Source organism: Sorangium sp. So ce176 (assembly GCF_051519835.1).
Taxonomy (GTDB): domain Bacteria; phylum Myxococcota_A; class Polyangia; order Polyangiales; family Polyangiaceae; genus Sorangium; species Sorangium cellulosum_G.
Genome location: NZ_CP150371.1, coordinates 4,660,092 through 4,677,029 on the forward strand (window position 1 = coordinate 4,660,092; position 16,938 = coordinate 4,677,029).

The 16,938-nt window shown below is 71.2% G+C and carries 14 protein-coding genes; 8 read left to right on the top strand and 6 right to left on the bottom strand.

Annotation, left to right across the window (positions count from 1 at the left end; genetic code table 11):
- The first annotated feature begins 223 nt into the window (after positions 1-223).
- The 3 genes from WMF42_RS17295 (at position 224) to WMF42_RS17305 (ending at position 6,327) form a co-directional block, all read left to right on the top strand.
- Complete coding sequence (locus WMF42_RS17295) at positions 224-2,518, top strand: peptide ABC transporter substrate-binding protein (protein WP_437693198.1); 2,295 nt, start codon at positions 224-226, stop codon at positions 2,516-2,518.
- Positions 2,519-2,786: 268 nt separating this feature from the next.
- A complete protein-coding gene (gene galE / locus WMF42_RS17300; protein ID WP_437693200.1) occupies positions 2,787-3,803 on the top strand; it encodes a UDP-glucose 4-epimerase GalE in 1,017 nt (338 codons plus the stop codon).
- A 175-nt stretch (positions 3,804-3,978) separates the two neighbouring features.
- Positions 3,979-6,327 carry a peptide ABC transporter substrate-binding protein gene (locus tag WMF42_RS17305; RefSeq protein ID WP_437693202.1) on the top strand — a complete coding sequence of 783 codons (2,349 nt, stop codon included), beginning with the start codon at positions 3,979-3,981 and terminating at the stop codon, positions 6,325-6,327.
- Between the two features lie 56 nt (positions 6,328-6,383).
- On the opposite strand, the gene WMF42_RS17310 is transcribed toward WMF42_RS17305, so the two are convergent.
- The 4 genes from WMF42_RS17310 to WMF42_RS17325 form a co-directional block, all read right to left on the bottom strand.
- Positions 6,384-6,686: a hypothetical protein gene (locus WMF42_RS17310; RefSeq protein WP_061612363.1), complete on the bottom strand. Its 303-nt coding sequence runs from the start codon at positions 6,684-6,686 to the stop codon at positions 6,384-6,386.
- Between the two features lie 186 nt (positions 6,687-6,872).
- On the bottom strand, positions 6,873-7,031 hold the full coding sequence (locus tag WMF42_RS17315) for a hypothetical protein (RefSeq protein WP_437693204.1): 159 nt from the start codon (positions 7,029-7,031) through the stop codon (positions 6,873-6,875).
- 209 nt (positions 7,032-7,240) lie between these two features.
- A complete protein-coding gene (locus WMF42_RS17320; protein ID WP_061612364.1) occupies positions 7,241-7,522 on the bottom strand; it encodes a hypothetical protein in 282 nt (93 codons plus the stop codon).
- A 509-nt stretch (positions 7,523-8,031) separates the two neighbouring features.
- Entirely contained in the window at positions 8,032-9,000 is a 969-nt protein-coding gene (locus WMF42_RS17325) for a GlxA family transcriptional regulator (RefSeq protein WP_061609900.1), read from the bottom strand.
- Positions 9,001-9,214: 214 nt separating this feature from the next.
- Between WMF42_RS17325 and WMF42_RS17330 the strand changes: the two genes are divergently transcribed.
- From WMF42_RS17330 to WMF42_RS17340, 3 genes are all read left to right on the top strand, one after another.
- A complete protein-coding gene (locus WMF42_RS17330; protein WP_063815864.1) occupies positions 9,215-9,583 on the top strand; it encodes a hypothetical protein in 369 nt (122 codons plus the stop codon).
- Between the two features lie 14 nt (positions 9,584-9,597).
- Positions 9,598-9,888, top strand: coding sequence for a DUF3817 domain-containing protein (locus WMF42_RS17335; RefSeq protein WP_437693206.1), 291 nt, complete (start codon positions 9,598-9,600; stop codon positions 9,886-9,888).
- Between the two features lie 89 nt (positions 9,889-9,977).
- The gene (locus tag WMF42_RS17340; RefSeq protein ID WP_437693208.1) at positions 9,978-12,371 is read left to right on the top strand and encodes a glycoside hydrolase family 31 protein; all 2,394 of its coding nucleotides are present in this window, start codon (positions 9,978-9,980) and stop codon (positions 12,369-12,371) included.
- Between the two features lie 27 nt (positions 12,372-12,398).
- On the opposite strand, the gene WMF42_RS17345 is transcribed toward WMF42_RS17340, so the two are convergent.
- On the bottom strand, positions 12,399-13,286 hold the full coding sequence (locus WMF42_RS17345) for a LysR family transcriptional regulator (protein ID WP_437693210.1): 888 nt from the start codon (positions 13,284-13,286) through the stop codon (positions 12,399-12,401).
- 61 nt (positions 13,287-13,347) lie between these two features.
- Between WMF42_RS17345 and WMF42_RS17350 the strand changes: the two genes are divergently transcribed.
- Both WMF42_RS17350 and WMF42_RS17355 read left to right on the top strand, forming a co-directional pair.
- Positions 13,348-14,064: an SDR family oxidoreductase gene (locus WMF42_RS17350; RefSeq protein ID WP_437693212.1), complete on the top strand. Its 717-nt coding sequence runs from the start codon at positions 13,348-13,350 to the stop codon at positions 14,062-14,064.
- A gap of 252 nt (positions 14,065-14,316) precedes the next feature.
- The gene (locus WMF42_RS17355) at positions 14,317-15,252 is read left to right on the top strand and encodes a fibro-slime domain-containing protein (protein ID WP_437693214.1); all 936 of its coding nucleotides are present in this window, start codon (positions 14,317-14,319) and stop codon (positions 15,250-15,252) included.
- Between the two features lie 26 nt (positions 15,253-15,278).
- On the opposite strand, the gene WMF42_RS17360 is transcribed toward WMF42_RS17355, so the two are convergent.
- Positions 15,279-16,691 carry a hypothetical protein gene (locus tag WMF42_RS17360; protein ID WP_437693216.1) on the bottom strand — a complete coding sequence of 471 codons (1,413 nt, stop codon included), beginning with the start codon at positions 16,689-16,691 and terminating at the stop codon, positions 15,279-15,281.
- Positions 16,692-16,938: the final 247 nt, after the last annotated feature.

Sequence of the window (16,938 nt, forward strand, 5' to 3'; positions counted from 1 at the left end):
TGGGGTCACCGCGAACATCGAGCGCAATCCGAACGAGATCTGACGGTCTCTGGAGGAGGGGAGTCCCGCGCTCGAACCGGCCAGCCACGGTCTTCCTGCCCCTGGGACGCCGTGCTACTCCCGCCGTATGCGACGGGCTCCGGAGCGACGAGGTGCCGGTGGCGAGGGGGGCGGCGGGGGCGCCGGTTGCGCGGCGCGCGGCGCCGTCGCGGCGCTAGGCCTCGTGTCCCTCTCGCTCGCGGCGTGCAGCCAGGGCGACGAGGGCGTCTATGCCGGGACGACCGCGCGCGTCGGCAAGGACGCGACGACGATCTACATCAACAACGGCAGCGAGCCGGAGTACGTCGATCCGGGAAAGTCGAACGACTCGGCGAGCTCCACGCTGATTCAGCAGCTCTTCGAGGGGCTGACCTCCTATAGCGCCGGCGACCTTCGCCCGGTGCAGGGGGTGGCGACGCGGTGGGAGCAGAGCGACGACAACCGGGTCTTCCGGTTCCACCTGCGGCCTGAGGCGCGCTGGTCGGACGGCAAGCCGGTGACGGCGCACGACTTCGAGTACGCGTGGAAGCGCGTGCTGCGGCCGTCGACCGCCTCGCTCGCCGCGACGAACCTGTACGTCCTCAAGAACGGCGAGCTGTTCAGCCACGGCAAGCTCAAGGCGCTGCGCGAGGCGGCGCCGCTCCGCGCCGCCCCAAGGGCCGACGCGCCGCCCACGGTCGAGCTCCCCAGGGGGGCGTTCGTCGTGGTGCTGGCGCGCTCGCCCATCCAGGTGGACGCCGCGATCGCGCCGCTCCCGGCGCTGCCGGAGGGCGCCGCCTCGGTGACGTTCACGAAGGGCGACGCGAAGGGCGGCACCGAGGACCGGCTCGTGCTCGACGCTGCCGCGCCCCTCGGCCCCGCGCCCGGCGGCGGCTGGCAGGGCGCCGTTGTCGACATCGTCCGCGCCGGCCCGCCGTGCCAGTGCAACGGCGCCGCCGACCGCTGGTTCGAGCTCGACCGGGGCGGCGCGCGCGGCTTCCTCCCCGGCTGCCTGCTCACGCCGGCCGCGGACGGCGCGCGCCCGGGCGCCGAGACGTACGCGCTCGTCACGCCGCACGCGAGCCTGCCCACGTACGACGCCGCGGCGACCCCGGCGCCCGCGCCGGGCGAGCCCCCGGTGGGCTTCGTGCCCGACGCGCTGCTCGCGCAGGACGACAGCGCCGTCGGCGTCCGGGCCAGGGACGACCTCACCCTCGACGTCGAGCTCGAGCAGCCCACGCCCTACTTCACCGATCTCACGAGCTACGTGACGCTCTTCCCCGTGCGCAAGGACGTCATCGAGGCGTTCGAGCAGCGCGGCGAGCCCGAGCTCTGGTTCCGCCCCGAGAACATCGTGGTCAACGGCCCCTACACGCTCGATGAGTGGAAGTTCCGCTACGAGATCACGATGAAGCGGAATCCCCACTACTGGAACCACGACAAGCTCAAGGCCCACCGCGTCGTCTGGCTGGAGATCGAGCAGTACAACGCCGCGATGAACATCTACAAGGCGGGAGATCTCGACTACATGGGCGACAACGCGTCGCTCCCGTCCGAGCACATGACGTGGCTCTCGACCAAGAAGGACTTCCGGCGGTTCCACTACCTCTCCACGTACTGGTTCGAGTTCAACACACGGAAGCCGCCGGTCGACGACGTCCGCGTCCGCTGGGCGCTGAACCTCGCTGTCGACAAGCAGCAGCTCGTCGAGAAGGTCACGCGGGCGGGGCAGACGCCGGCCACGCACTACGTCCCTGACTACACCGGCTCCGGCTACGACGAGGCGGTGGCCGAGGACAGGAAGCGCGGCGCCGATCCGTTCTCGTCGCCGGACGTCGTGTTCAACCCCGAGCGCGCCCGCGCGCTGCTCGCCGAGGCCGGCTACGAGGTCGTCCGCGAGGGCGACGGTTACCGGGCGAAGAACTTCCCGTCGCTCGAGATCCTCTACAACACGAGCGAGGGCCACAAGCAGGTCGCCGTCGCGGTCCAGGACATGTGGAGGCGTCACCTCGGGATCTCCGCCACGCTGCGGAACGAGGAGTGGAAGGTGATGCTCAAGAACGTGCGCGACGGCCATTTCCAGGTCGTGCGGTTCGGCTGGATCGGCGAGTACAACCATCCGGCGACGTGGCTCGGCACGCTCCTCTCGTACAGCCCGCAGAACCGGACGGGCTGGGCCGACAAGGACTTCGACGACCTGATGCGCTCCGCCGCGGCGATCGCCGATCCCGGGGAGAGCATCCGGATGTTCCGCAAGGCGGAGAAGCGGGCAGTCGACGGCATGCCCAAGCTGCCGCTGTATTTCTACACGAAGTCGACGCTTGTGAAGCCGTGGGTGAAGGGGTTCGTCGGCAACGCGCGCAGCGTGCAGCTCGTGAAATGGCTCTGGATCGACCCGAGCTGGCGCGACAACCCGTCGAACGAGACGGCGTTTCCGCACCTCGAGTTCCCGCCGCCGGGCCGGCTCGGCCCGCCCCTTGGCGAGGCGATCGCGCCCTGAGGCGGCGTGCGCGGGCGCGACATCGCCTCGCGCTCCTCGGTCGTCCGCAAGGGCTCCCGGGCCCTCCTCGGGCGAGCCCCCAGCGGGCCGCCGGCGCGCTCACGTACGCCTTCCTCCACGCCGTCGTCGGGAGGCCGATGACGCGGAGAAGCAGCGGATTTCCAGGCGGCTCGGCCGTGCGTGCTGAGCGGAGGTCCCCATTGACGCGCTGGCCTGCGCCATGGCCAACTCCCGGGGAGCGCATCATGGACCCCCTCGGGAGAACGACATGAGCAAGACGATCCTTGTCACCGGCGGCGCGGGCTACATCGGCTCGCACACCTGCGTGGAGCTGCTTCGCGCGGGCTACCAGGTGGTGATCCTCGACAACCTCTGCAACAGCCGCAAGGCGGCCGTCGAACGGGTGGAGCGGATCGCCGGCAAGCAGGTGACGTTCGTCCAGGGCGACATCCGCGACGCGGCGCTGCTGGATCGGCTGCTCGCCCAGCACCCGGTCGACGCGACGATCCACTTCGCGGGGTTGAAGGCCGTGGGCGAGTCGGTCGAGAAGCCGCTCGCGTACTACGAGAACAACGTCGCCGGGACCGTGTGCCTGCTCAAGGCGCTCGACGCGCGGGGCTCGCGGAAGCTCGTGTTCAGCTCGTCGGCCACTGTGTACGGCGATCCGGAGCGGGTGCCGATCGACGAGGGGTGCCGCCTCGGGCCGGCGAACCCCTACGGGCAGTCGAAGCTCATGGTGGAGTACATCCTGCGCGACGTCGCGGCGACCGGCGGCTGGTCGCTCGCGTCCCTGCGCTACTTCAACCCGGTGGGCGCGCACGAGAGCGGCCTCATCGGCGAGGATCCGAGCGGCATCCCGAACAACCTGACGCCGTTCATCACGCAGGTGCTGGTGGGGCGGCGCGACAAGCTCCGCGTGTTCGGGGGCGACTGGCCGACGCCGGACGGCACCGGCGTGCGCGACTACATCCACGTTGTCGACCTCGCGCTCGGGCACCTGGCCGCGCTGAACCGCATCTTCTCAATCGGCGACAGCTTCACGGTCAACCTCGGCACCGGCCGCGGCTACTCCGTGCTCGAGGTGGTGGCCGCGTTCGAGAAGGTCAGCGGCAAGCGGGTCCCCCACGAGATCGTCGCCCGGCGCCCGGGGGACGTCGCCTCCGTGTACGCGGATCCGGCGCGGGCCGTGGAGCTGCTCGACTGGCGCGCCGAGCGCGACATCGAGACCATGTGCCGCGACAGCTGGCGCTGGCAAGAGAAGAATCCAAAGGGGTTTGCAGAATGACACCCCAACTCCCAGGCGCGTTCCTGGTCCCTTGATGGGGGAATTTGAACCACAGAGGCACAGAGGGCACAGAGGAGAGCAAGAAATTCTATCTCTCTCTTCCCTCTGTGCCCTCTGTGCCTTTGTGGTTCATTCTCTCATGAAGCCAGGGATCGCCAGGGCCCGAGGATCAGAGATGACGTCGTTCGCTCTCGCCCTTGAGCCCCTGCGCTCCCGCGTCACCCTCCTCGGTGCGCTGCTCGCGCTCGCGCCGCTCGCGGCCTGCACCGGCGAGCGCGGGGACCACGTCGGGACGACGGTGCGCACCGGCAAGGACGTCACCACCTTCTACGTGAACAACGGCGGCGAGCCGGAGTACCTCGATCCCGGCAAGGCCGTGGACTCCGTGAGCATCACGCTGCTCCAGCAGATGTTCGAGGGGCTGACCAGCTACGCCGCGGGCGATCTCCACCCGGTGCAGGGGGTGGCGACGCGGTGGGAGCAGAGCGACGACAACCGGGTCTTCCGGTTCCACCTGCGGCCCGAGGCGCGCTGGTCGGACGGCAAGCCGGTGACGGCGCACGACTTCGAGTACGCGTGGAAGCGCGTGCTGCGGCCGTCGACCGCCTCGCTCGCCGCGACGAACCTGCACGTCCTCAAGAACGGCGAGCTGTTCAACCTCGGCAAGCTCAAGGCGCTGCGCGAGGCCGCGACCTTGCGCAGCGCGCCGCGGCCCGACGCGCCGGCCGCGCTGTCGCTGCCGAAGGGCGCGTTCGTCGTCGTGCTCGGCCAGTCGCCCGCCCGCGTGACGTCGGCGGTGACGCCCCTGGCGGCGCCGCCGCCGGGCGTCGCCTCGGTGACGTACAGCGAGCCCGACGAGAAGACCGGCGCCGGCGAGCGGCTCGCCTTCGACGCGGCCGGCGCGACCCCGCCGCCCGCGCCGCGCGACGCGGATCCCGGCGGCGGGTGGCGCGGCGCCGATGTCGCGCTCCTCGCGGCCGGCCCGCCGGTCACCTGCAACGGCGCCACCGACCGCTGGTTCGAGGTCGAGGGCCCTCAGGGCCGCGGCTTCCTCCCGGGCTGCCTGCTCGCGCCGCCCGCGTCCCCGGACGCCGCCTACGCGCTCGTCGCGCCCCACGCGAGCCTCCCCACGTACGACCCCGCCGCGCCGCGCTCGGCGCCGCCGTCCGGCGCGGCGGCCGGGTTCGTCGCCGTGCCTTTGCTCGTCGAGGACGACGCCGCCGTGGGCGTGCGGGCCCGGGACGAGCGGACGCTCGACGTCGAGCTGGAGCAGCCCACGCCGTACTTCACCGACCTCACGAGCTTCGCCACCCTGTTCCCCGTGCGCCGCGACGTCATCGAGGCCTTCGAGGCGCGCGGCGAGCCGGATCTCTGGTTCCGCCCCGAGAACATCGTGGCCAACGGGCCGTACCTGCTCGATGAGTGGAAGTTCCGCTACGAGATCACGATGAAGCGGAATCCGGCGTACTGGGGCCATGACGCGCTCAGGATCCACCGGATCGTCTGGATGGAGATCGCGCAGCACAACGCCACGCTGCAGCTCTACAGGGCAGGGGATCTCGACTACCTGGGCGACAACACCGACATTCCCTACGAGCACCTCGGCTGGCTGTCCGGGAAGAGGGATCTCCGGCGGAGCGAGTACCTCTCCACCGTGTATTACGAGCTCAACACGAGGAAGCCGCCGCTCGACGACGCGCGCGTCCGGTGGGCGCTGAACCTCGCGATCGACAAGCGGCAGCTCGTCGAGAAGATCACGCGCGTGGGGAAGCCGGCGACCCACTACGTGCCCGACATCACCGGATCCGGCTACGCCGAGCAGGCGGCCGAGGACAGGGAGCGCGGCGCGGATCCGTTCTCGAGCCCCGAGGTCTTCCACGACCCCGCGCGCGCCCGCGCGCTGCTCGCGGAGGCCGGCTACGAGGTCGGCCGCGAGGGAGACGAGCTCCGCGCCAAGGGCTTTCCGCCGCTCGAGGTCCTCTACAACACCGGAGAGGGGCACACGCAGGTCGCCGTCGCCATCCAGGACATGTGGAAGCGCCACCTCGGGATCTCCGTGACGCTGCGGAACGAGGAGTGGCGGGTGATGCTGAACAACCTCCGCGACGGCAACTTCCAGGTGATCCGCCTGGCCTGGTACGCCGACTACAACCATCCGCAGACGTGGCTCGGGACGTTCCTCTCGTACAGCCCGAACAACCGGAGCGGGTGGGCCGACGCGGAGTTCGACGAGGCGGTGCGCAGGGCCGCGGCCATCGCGGATCCGCGGGAGAGCATCCGGGTCTACCGGGCGGCCGAGCGGCGCGCGCTCGACGGGATGTGCAGGATCCCGCTCTACTTCGAGGAGAAGCCGACCCTTGTGAAGCCGTGGGTGAGGGGGTTCATCCCCAACGCGCGCAACACGCAGCTCGTCAAATGGCTCTGGATCGACCCCGACTGGCAGCACAGGCCCGCCGGGGCGCCGCCGCCGGCGCTGGAGCTGCCGCCGCCGGGGCGGCTCGGCGGGGGGAGTGCGCCCCCCTGAAGCCGCGGCGCCGCGGTCGGGGGAGAGCGCGCCGCCGCCGAGGCCTGCAGCCTGGACTACAAGGTGGGGCTGACCTTCGTCCAGCAGTGGCCGCATAGGGTCGCCTTGGCGCGGATGGACGCCCCGCACGCCGGGCAGTGGCGCATCGACGGCACAGCCTCGGCGGTGGACTCGATGTGCTGCTGTAGCTGCTCGATGCACGCGCGCGCTTCTCTCAGCCTCTCGGATACCTCCTTCATCGCTTCGACATCCGGCCTGCTCCCGCCAGGACCCTGCATCGCCGCATCGAGCTGCTCTTGTGCGACGCTGAGCCGCTCACTCGCGGCCAGGACCTTCTTCTCGACGAGTACTTGTTCCATGAGTCATCAACCTCTCATTTCGCGGCCATCACGGACGATCGAACGACCTGCAGCCCGCGCGTCTTGACGATCAAATCGGAAGCTGGGCGGGCAGGGGCTCCAGCGCTTCGCTGGTGCCAGCCCCCGCGGCGCGCCTCGATTCAGCCGGGGTGATCCCGCCTGCGCCGAGGCGCCCGGGGTGTCCGGTCACGTGCTCACGGCGGGCATGTCCGGACAGCTCGCCCAGCAGTGCTCGGCCTCCTTGCACGTCCTGTCGTCCGTGCACTCCGTGCAGGCGGCGGCGCTCTCCTGATAGCTCGAGTCCGCGTCCGCCTTGTCCTCACACTCGCTGGTGCACGAGGACACATCAACCTCCTCGATACAGTCGGAGTATCTCGAGCAGATGTTGGCGCAATCGACGGTGCGCCCGGCCTCGCTGTCCCTCGCGCATCCAGGCGCCAGGAGAAAGACCGCAGAAGCGAGAGCTCCACACGCTGTCAATGTCTTCAAGATCATCTCACATGGTTGGGTAAAGGGTACGTTCACAGGGGCGCCTTGCCCGCGCACGCCGCGCGTCAGTACGTGGGAGGCGGCGGCGGCGGCGGGTCGCCTGGCCTCGTCTGGCGAGGGATCGGCTTGCCCTCATCCATCGCCTTCTGCACGGCCCTGGCGTGCGCCTCCTCGGCCTTTCGCTGCTCGTCGCCCGCCACCCCGTACTGCCCTTGATGCGCTGCCTGATCCGCGTTGTGCTGATGGGTCACTGCCCGTCGCTGCTCCTCGGCCGATGTCGCGGCGCAGCCGAGCGCCGACGCGACCAGTACGGCCGTGATGCAAGTCATGCTGATGAGATGATTCATTGTGGTTCTCCTGTCTGTTCGAAGCGTGGTGAGCGCGCGCTCGGCCCCGGGAGGCCGCGGCGCTCGGCTTGTCGCTCACGGTTCGAGCCGCGCGTCCTGGCGCCGCTCCTGAGCCCACCCCGTCATCGATCGTGCACCGACCTCGGCCCACCCGCGCTGCTGCAGCGCGGACGATCGATCCGCTGGGTGTATAGCAAGAAGCGGTCCATCTTGCGCTTGAAGCGGCGGCGACCGCTCCCGACAGGTGGATTCAGCCGAAATCGTCATCACGCTCCGAGAGCAACGCGGATCCGGCCAGGCGCGCGCTTCACGACACCGAGACACATTGTCCCGTTGCGCAGGGCCGAGACGGGCTCGCCGGTGCCTGCTTCCGCAGCGGCCAACCGAGAAGCGCGGCGATCACGCCGGATCGACGGGAGCTGACAGAATGTACCAGCGCAGCGATCTGCCACGCTGCCACCTCACGACCGCATCGACGGAAAAACGATCACCAGGCGCGTCGCACCGGGTCAGCCGCGGCGCCCCTCCTGCGGGCGCCCGCGGCTCCGGAACGCGCTCCGGTAGGCCTGCGGGCTTGTGCCAGCCACGCGGTGGAAGTGCTGGCGGAACGCGGCCACCGAGCCGAAGCCGGCGTCGCACGCGACCCGCTCCACCGATCGCGCCGTCGTCTCCAGCAGGAGCTGCGCTCTGCGCACGCGGGCGCGCAGCAGCCACTGCAGCGGCGTTGTCCCCGTCTGCTCCTTGAAGTGCCGGTTCAGCGAGCGGACGCTCATCGCCGCCCGCCGGGCGATGTCGCGGAGCGCGATCTCCTTGCGCAGGTTCTCCTCGATCCAGTCGAGGACGCGGCTCAGCGAGCTGCCGTCGGCGGTGGGCGGCGCGTGCACGATGAACTGCGCCTGACCGCCGTCGCGCTCGAGCGGCATCACCGCGAGGCGCGCCGCCTCCGCCGCGACGGCCGCCCCGTGGTCGAGCCGGACCATGTGCAGGCACAGGTCGAGCCCGGCCGCCGCGCCGGCGGACGTCAGCAGCTGCCCGCAATCCACGTAAAGGACGCTCGGATCGACCTCGACGCGCGGAAACCGCCGCGCGAGCTCCCCGGCGGCGAGCCAGTGCGTCGTCGCCCTCCGCCCGTCCAGGAGCCCGGTCGCGGCGAGCAGGAACGCGCCGGAGCAGATCGAGGCGACGCGGGCCCCGGCGCCGGCCGCCCTCCGCACGGCGCGGAGCAGCCGCTCGGGCACGGGGCGATCGACGTCGGCGATCCCCGGGAGGATCACCGTGTCAGCCCTGCGGAGCTCCTCGAGCCCGTGACGGACCCGCATGCGAAAGGCCCCAGCGTCGACCTCCTTCGCAGCGGCGCACACGCGGACCTCGTAGCCAGGGCGTCCGCTCGGGAGCCGCACGCGCCCGAACACCTCGCTCGGGATCGACAGGTCGAAGGCCACGACGTCGTCGAAGGCGACGATGGCGACGCGGTGCATGGCCAGATTATGCACGCAGGCCATGATCGCGCCAGGCCGGCTCACGCGACGGCCGGCGGGCATTTCGGCTCCACGACGCCGTTCGCGCCGGCTGGCCAGAACCTGGCGATCTATGGCGTTTCAGCCGCTCGCGCGGCCGCGGCGCGCGTGCGATGACATCGTTCGTTGTCATGCGGGAACGCGGGGCTCCGGTGAAAGGCCCCCGGGGTGCGAGGTGATGTTGTATCAGCTGGTCCTGACGTTGAAGTTCCTCGGCGCGATGGGGTACGCCGGCGGGCTCGTCGCGAGCTTCGTCGCGGCGGATCCGCGCGAGCGCAAGCGCGCCGTGCACAGCATCGCCTCTCCGAGCCTGCTCGCGACGTGGTGCGCCGGATACGCCCTGGCCGCGCTCGGTGGTTTTCGGATGTCCGAGCTGTGGGTCGTCGGCGGGCTCGCGCTCTCCGTCGGCTCCAACGTCATCCTCGTCTACTGCGTCTCGCGCGACAAGCGGGGCCATGGAGCGTTCTCGTGCGCTGCGCTTCCGCTCGCCGGTGTCGTCGCGCTCATGGTCCTCAAGCCGACCTGGGCGCAGGTGTTCCAGTGAGCTCGCTCCATTCCTTGCGTCTGGCGAGCCTCGTCGAAGGAACATCCCTGCTGCTCCTCCTGCTGATCGCCATGCCGCTGAAGTACGGTCTCGGCCTGGCGATCGCGGTGCGCGTCGCCGGAACCGTTCACGGTCTGCTCTTTCTCGTGCTGCTCTCGGTCGCGTCTCGGGCGTATTTCGAACGAGCGGCCTCGACGAGGAGCCTGCTCCGCGTTCTCGGCCTCTCGCTCGTCCCGCTCGGCTTCCTCGCCGCCGAGCGGCTGCTGCGACGCGACGCTGACCGGGACCCCCCGACTACCGGCTAATCGCGGCAAGACAGCGATTCACGACAACATGGATGCAGCGACGCGCCCTCGGCTTGGCGGGGGCGGGCAGGCTCGGCTAGAGTCGCGGCATGCACCTCTCCGACGCCTCGATCGGCGCGACTCACGTGCTCCTCTGGGGCGACCGCGCCGCTGTCGAGATCCGCTGTCCAGGTCCCGGCATGCTGCGCGTCCGCCACGCCCCCTCGTCCGCCGTGACGGGCTTCACGCACCCCGAGCCGGCGCCCAAGCGCTCCTTCGCCGTGGTGGCCGAGGGCGCGCTGCCGCTCTCCGCGCGCCGCGAGGGGGACACGCTCCACGTGAGCGCCGAGGGCGCCTCTCTCGAGGTCTCGCTCGCCTCGGGCACATGGACCTTCCGCGACGGACAGGGCGGCGTCCTCGCGCGCTGCGAGGGCGTCTCCGGCGAGGTGAAGCCCGCCTTCCCCGTCGACGAATACCGCGCCCGGATCTCGCTCGGGGCGCCGGAGGGCGAGGCGTACCTCGGCTTCGGCGAGAAGGTCGGCCCGCTCGACAAGCGCGGCCTGCGCTTCACGTTCTGGAACACCGACGCTTACCCGCCGCACGTGGAGTCCGACCCGCTCTACGTCTCGATTCCCTTCTTCGTGGCGCTGCGCGGCGGGGTCGCGTGGGGCTTCTTCCTCGACGAGCCGTGGCGCTCGGAGGTCGATATCGCCCTCAGCGACCCGGACCGCGTCACCTGGGAGTCGCGGGGGCCCGAGCTCGACGTCTACCTGATGACCGGCCCGCACCCGGCCGACGTCCTGCGGCGCTACGCCGCGCTCACCGGCCATCCCGCGATGCCGCCGCTCTGGAGCCTCGGCGCGCACCAGTCGCGCTGGGGCTACGAGACGGCGGACGACGTGCGCGGCGTTGTCCGCGGCTATCGAGCGCGCGGGCTCCCGCTCGACGTCGTCCACCTCGACATCGACTACATGGACGCTTACCGCGTGTGGACCTGGGACCGCACGCGCTTCCCGGATCCGGCGGGGCTCGCGCGCGAGCTGGCGGCCGAGGGCGTCAAGCTGGTGACGATCGTCGACCCCGCGATCAAGGCCGATGAGGGCTACGCCGTCTTCGAGGAGGCGCGCGCGAAGGACTACCTCGTCCGGCTCTCCCGCGGCGGCACGCTCGTGGGCGAGGTGTGGCCCGACCCGGCGGTCTTCCCGGATCTGACGCGCGAGGAGGTGCAGCGCTGGTGGGGCGATCTGCAGAAGCTGTTCGTCGACGCGGGCGTCGCCGGCATCTGGAACGACATGAACGAGCCGGCGTGCTTCTCCGTCCAGCCCGACAGGGGCCTGCCCGCGCCGAACGGCGGGCGCAGCTCGGGTCTCGGCACCATCGAGGGCAGCACGCTGCCCTACGACGCGCGCCACGGCGCCCGGCGCCACCTCGAGGTCCACAACGTCTACGGGCTCGGCATGTCGCGGGCCGCCTACGATGGCCTCGCGCGCCACGCGCCCGAGCGGCGCCCGTTCGTGCTCACGCGCGCCGCCTTCGCCGGCATCCAGCGCTACGCCGCCGTGTGGACCGGCGATTTTGCCAGCAACTTCACGCACCTGGAGGCGTCGATCCCGATGCTTGTCGGCCTCGGCCTCTCGGGCGTCCCGTTCGTCGGCGCGGACATCCCCGGCTTCGCCGGCCGCGCCAACGGCGAGCTGCTCGTGCGCTGGATGCAGGCCGGGCTGTTCTACCCGCTGATGCGCAACCACGCGGGCCGGGGCAGGCCGGCGCAGGAGCCGTGGCGCTTCGGCGAGCCGTTCCTCGATCTCGCGCGCGCGGTGCTGGAGCGGCGCTACAGGCTCCTGCCGACGCTCTACACGCTGATGCACGAGGCGGCGGAGACGGGCCTCCCGGTCCTGCGGCCGCTGTCCTTCGCGGCGCCGGCCGACGCCGAGGCGCTCCACGCCTACGACCAGTTCCTCTTCGGCGACGACCTGCTCGTCGCGCCGGTGGTGCGGCCGGGGCAATCGAAGCGGCTCGCGTACCTGCCGGCCGGCGCGTGGCTCGACCTCGCGAACCTCGATCGCGCCGGCAACGTCGAGGAGGGCGGGCGCCACGTGATCGCCGACGCGCCGCTCGAGGTCGTCCCCGTGTGGCTGCGCGCCGGGGGCGCGGTGGCGCTCACGGCGCCGCGGATGCACACGACGAGCGCGCGCTGGGAGGAGATCACCTGGCACGTGCACGCGGCGGAGTCGGTGCGCGGCCGCCTCTACGAGGACGAGGGCGACGGCCACGGCGCGTCGCGCCTCACGCGGATCTCGGGCGGCCTCGACGGCTGCACGTTCGCGCTCGAGCGCAGCGTGGAGGGCGAGCTGCCGCTCGCGCGCGAGGTGGAGACCCTCCGCGTCCACGGCGTGCCCGCGCCGCGCTCCGTGACAGGGGCGCGCTCGCACCGCGTGGTGGAGGGCGTCGTCGAGATCGATGTCGCGGCCGACTGGCAGCGGATCGAGCTGCGCGCGCCCTGACGGCCGGGGCCGCGCGCCGCGGCGCGGTCAGCCGTGCTTCATCACCCAGTCGAGCGCGAGGCGCACGCGCGAGGAGAGCTGCCGCCGCGACGGGTACACAGCGAAGAGCTCGCGGGGCTCGACCGTGCGCCCCGTCACGGTGAGCTCGACGAGCGCCTCGCCTTGCTGCTCGATGACCTCGCGGGGCGCGCAGACAACGCCGAGCCCCTGCGCCGCCGCGGCGATGGCCACCCGCGGATCGTTGACGCAGCACTGCGCGCGCGGCCGGACCTGCTCGACGGAGCCGTCCCGCCGCCGCAGGCGCCAGGCGCCGCCCTGGTGGCTCAGGACGGCGGGCACCGACCCGAGCGACGCGCGGGCGAGCCGGGTGCGGCCGTTCAGGGCCTCGCGCACGAGGCGCGGCGACGCGGCCAGCGCGTACGGGAGCGACCACAGGCGCCGCGCCACGAGCTCGGCGTCGTGAACGGGCCCTGCGCGAAAGGCGAGATCGATGCCCTCGTCGACGAGGGAGACGACAGCGTTGGTGAGCGTGAGCTCCACGGTCAGGCGCGGGTGCCGGGCGGCGAACGAGAACAGCGCCGGCGCGATGCGCTGCGCGCCCGTCATGACGGGCGCCGTCACCCGGAGCCTGCCCGCGGGCTCGTCCTCGCGGTCCGCGGCCCTGTCGAGCACCGACCCGAGCTCGTCGAGCAGCGGCCCGGCGCGCTCGAACAGCCGCGCGCCCTCGCCGGTGAGGCCGACGCGGCGCGAGGTGCGCTGGAGCAGCCGCACGCCCAGCGCCTCCTCCAGCTGCGCCACCCGGCGGCTCACCGTGCTGGTGGGCACCCCGGTGCGCCGCGCCGCCTCCACGAAGCTCAGGTGGTGAGCGACAGCCGCGAAGAGCCGCACGTCCTCGAGGGAGATCATCCCGTTCATGGGATGAAGCATGCCACAGCGTCCCATGGTTCGGAGGAGACGGCGACGCTACGCCTCGGTCATGAACCTTGAACAACAGCACATCATCATCCTCGGGGGCTCGTCGGGGATCGGCCTCGGCGTGGCCAGGGCCTGCCTTGCGCGCGGCGCCTCGCTGACCCTGGTGAGCCGCTCCCCCGAGAAGCTCGCCGCCGCCGCGGCCGAGCTCGGGGAGGCGCGCCGCGTGCGCACCTTCGCCGCCGACGTGACGCAGGAGGCGGAGGTGCGCCGTCTCTTCGACGAGCGTCCGCCCGCGCGTCACGTCGTCGTGACGGCGGTGCAGGGGCATTATCAGCCCATCCGCGAGATGGATATCGCCGCGGCGCGCCGCACGATCGACTCGAAGCTCGTGGCGGCGCTCCACGTCGCCAAGCACGCGCGGATCGAGCCGGAGGGCTCGATCGTCTTCACGACGGGGATCGCCGCGGTGCGGCCGGGGCCGGGCGGGTCGGTCATCGCCGCGGTGAACGGGGCGCTCATGTCGCTCGTGCGCGCCCTGGCCATCGAGCTCGCGCCGGTGCGCGTGAACGCGCTGTCGCCCGGCTGGATCGACACGCCGGTCTGGGACTCCATCGCGGGCGCCGCCAGGGAGCAGCGCTTCGCGCAGCACGCGCGCCGCCTCCCTGTCGGCCGCGTCGGCGCGCCCGCGGACATCGCCGACGCCGCGCTCTTCCTGATGGGCAACGGGTTCACCACCGGCGAGGTGCTGCACGTCGACGGGGGACACCGGCTCATCTGAGCCCGGCTGCCCGCATCGAGAACACGATAGCGCCACGGGGGCTGTGGAGCGCAGCGCCTGCACGAGGACGACGCGTCGCATGACGCACCTCGGTCGAGGCAACGCTGATTCCGGCGCGATGCAGCCGGGCTGAATTAAGCGATCTCCACGAGATCGAGCGGACTGCGCCGCGAGATCTCGCGTAGAATTCCAGGGGTGACGTTGACAGGCTCCACGAGGTGTGGTTGTCCTACTTTATCCCAGGAGTGCTCTATGTCCCCTCGTTCTCTCTTTCTTGTGACCTTCGCCATCGCTGCCCTGGCCTGTTCTTCGGGGTCGAACGATAACAATGGCAACTCGACCGCCGGCTCCGGCGGCGGGACGACAACGGGCGGCAGCAGCGGGACGCCCTCGCCGGTGAGCAGCAGCTCGAGCGGCGACGACATCGGGAGCATCTCGGGGGGCAACGTGGTCGTCGGGGCCGGCGGCGCCGGCGGAGGGAGCGAGTGCAAGAGCACGCTCGATGTCCTCTACCGCGACTTCAACGACTCGCACCCCGACTTCGAGATGGCCTTCCGGGGCGACGTGGTTCGCCGCAAGCTCGTCGAGCCGGCGCTCGACGCCGAGAGCAAGCCGGTGTTCCTCGACTCGATTGGCTGCCAGGCAGACCTGCAGACCCCGCTCGACTGCGGGGGCGGGAACCCGAACCAGGTCGTCATCACGAGCAAGGCGTCGTTCGACCAGTGGTACCGCGACGTCCCCGGCGTGAACATGACCTTCCCCAAGCAGATCGAGCTCGAGGAGACGCCGGCCGGCTCGGGTCGGTACGTCTTCGACAGCACGGATTTCTTCCCGCTCGCGCCGGAGGAGGGGTTCGGGATCAACCCCCCCAACGGCAAGAACCAGAACTTCCTCTTCACCACCGAGATCCACCTCAAGTTCGGCTACGTCGCCGGCCAGGAGTTCAGCTTCCGGGGCGACGACGACATGTGGATCTTCATCAATGGCAAGCTCGCCCTCGACCTCGGCAGCATGCACGGGCCCGAGTCCGGCGTCATCGACTTCGATGCACAGGCCAACTACCTGGGCATCTCTCCGGGCAACACGTACTCGATGGATATCTTCCACGCGGAGCGCCACACCGACGGGTCGAACTTCCACATCGAGACCAACATCTCGTGCTTCGTGCCCGTCGAGGTCCCGCGCTGAGGCCCGGCGGCCCGCGCTGCCCGCGCTCAGCCCTCCGGACAGGGGGGCTTCGGATCCGGGCATGACTGGCCCTCGACCCAGGGCCGCGTCTGCTCGCAGCCGCTCACGTCCTCGAAGGTGTTTCCGGTGACGAAATCGGGGCCCGCGGTGCCGTTCCAGCCGCGGGTGACGCCGTGGCCGGCGACGTGGCGGATCGTCGATCCCTGGAGGAACGCGCTGCTCGGCGGCTGGCTGAAGATGACGGCGCCGTTGAACGTCGAGAGATCGTTGCACGAGAGCAGGATGCAGCCGCAATCGTAGCCGGCGTACTCGATGATGACGTTCTTGAGGACGTTCTCTTCGCGCGGGATGCCGCCGTACCAGAGCCCGCCCCAGTCGCCGGGGGCCGGGCTCTCCGCGGCCGAGGTGAAGACGATGGGCCGCTCCGGCGTGCCCAGGGCGCGGAGGGCGCCGCTCGCCGCGAACTCGCCGGTGAAGTGCTCGATCTGAAAGAAGTTGCCGGGCTCGAAGCGGATGGTGACGCCGGGCTCGATGGTGAGCGTCGTCAAGGGCGCGCCCTCGCCGCCGGCGCCGATGTTGAACCGGGCGTCGCGCCAGTCCCCGAAATGGTAGGGCACGCCGTGGTCGCGCAGGGTCGTGTCCTGTTGCAGCCCGGAGGCCTGATTGGCGCCCTCGTCCTGGATCAGGATCTCGTCCTTCCGGTTGCCCGTGTACACGCCGACCGGGATCGAGCCGAGCGCCTGCTCGCCGAGCTCCAGCGGATACGGGTGCTCGTCGCTGCCGCTCTCGGTGATCACGAGGTCCGTCGAGCCCTCGGCGAACGACGACGCCCGCAGCAGGAGGACCCCGGCGCCGAGCGACCCGCGCACCGTCACGTGATCGACGAGCAGCGCCGGCGCCGCCGGGGTCACGGAGCCGCCGTAGGCGGAGAGCGTCGCGTTCGCGTGGAAGCGATCGCCGCCGCCGCCCTCGAGAGCCACGTGCCGGAGGGTCGCCTTGCCCGGCCAGGCGACGTGCACGTCGTTCCAGCGGGCGCCCTCGCTGCCGCGGAACGCGATGGGCCGCGCCTCCGTGCCCTCGGCCCGCAGCTCGGCGCCCTCGTCCATCACGGAGATGCCCGTGTCCTCCTCGAGCAGCACCTCGGCGCAGGGCTCGATCGTGAGCGTCACGCCCGCCCGGAGGCGGACAGGGAAACCCACGATGTGCGGGCTGCCCTCCGCTGTCCAGGTCTCGCTCTCGTCGAGATCGCCCTCGTGGAGGGTCGGGCCGCCGGACGGCGCACCGCACTGCGGCTCGGCCGCGCCGCCCGAGCCGCCGGACCCGCCCGAGCCGCCGGATCCGCCCGAGCCGCCGGCCGGAGGAGGCTCGCCGGGGTCGCACGCGGCGAGGAACATCACGCCTGTCGCGGTGATCGTGACTACAACGTTGCGCAGAGCCATATCTCGTGTCCTTTGTGAGCGCCTGTGCGCGGGCGCGCGCACGCGCAAAGAGGCAGAGACTAGCCGATTCGCACCCCGACCGCAGAGCGTTTGCGCGCAGGAGACGGGCCCCCGCGGCGATACCCTCGCTGTGAACCAGGCAGTCGGCCGCGTCCGCGGTGCCAGCGACGATGCGGCGCACGACGATGACAGACGTTGTGCGATATGCGCCGCAGTGTCGGCGCTCAGGCAGCATGGCCCAGCGTGC

What these genes read in the sequence shown, in the direction of transcription:
- galE (WP_437693200.1), top strand. Translation starts at nt 2,787, where the DNA reads ATGAGCAAGACGATCCTTGTCACCGGCGGCGCGGGCTACATCGGCTCG.
- WMF42_RS17305 (WP_437693202.1), top strand. Translation starts at nt 3,979, where the DNA reads ATGACGTCGTTCGCTCTCGCCCTTGAGCCCCTGCGCTCCCGCGTCACC.
- WMF42_RS17310 (WP_061612363.1), bottom strand. Translation starts at nt 6,686, where the DNA reads ATGGAACAAGTACTCGTCGAGAAGAAGGTCCTGGCCGCGAGTGAGCGG.
- WMF42_RS17320 (WP_061612364.1), bottom strand. Translation starts at nt 7,522, where the DNA reads ATGAATCATCTCATCAGCATGACTTGCATCACGGCCGTACTGGTCGCG.
- WMF42_RS17325 (WP_061609900.1), bottom strand. Translation starts at nt 9,000, where the DNA reads ATGCACCGCGTCGCCATCGTCGCCTTCGACGACGTCGTGGCCTTCGAC.
- WMF42_RS17340 (WP_437693208.1), top strand. Translation starts at nt 9,978, where the DNA reads ATGCACCTCTCCGACGCCTCGATCGGCGCGACTCACGTGCTCCTCTGG.
- WMF42_RS17345 (WP_437693210.1), bottom strand. Translation starts at nt 13,286, where the DNA reads ATGAACGGGATGATCTCCCTCGAGGACGTGCGGCTCTTCGCGGCTGTC.
- WMF42_RS17350 (WP_437693212.1), top strand. Translation starts at nt 13,348, where the DNA reads ATGAACCTTGAACAACAGCACATCATCATCCTCGGGGGCTCGTCGGGG.
- WMF42_RS17355 (WP_437693214.1), top strand. Translation starts at nt 14,317, where the DNA reads ATGTCCCCTCGTTCTCTCTTTCTTGTGACCTTCGCCATCGCTGCCCTG.
- WMF42_RS17360 (WP_437693216.1), bottom strand. Translation starts at nt 16,691, where the DNA reads ATGGCTCTGCGCAACGTTGTAGTCACGATCACCGCGACAGGCGTGATG.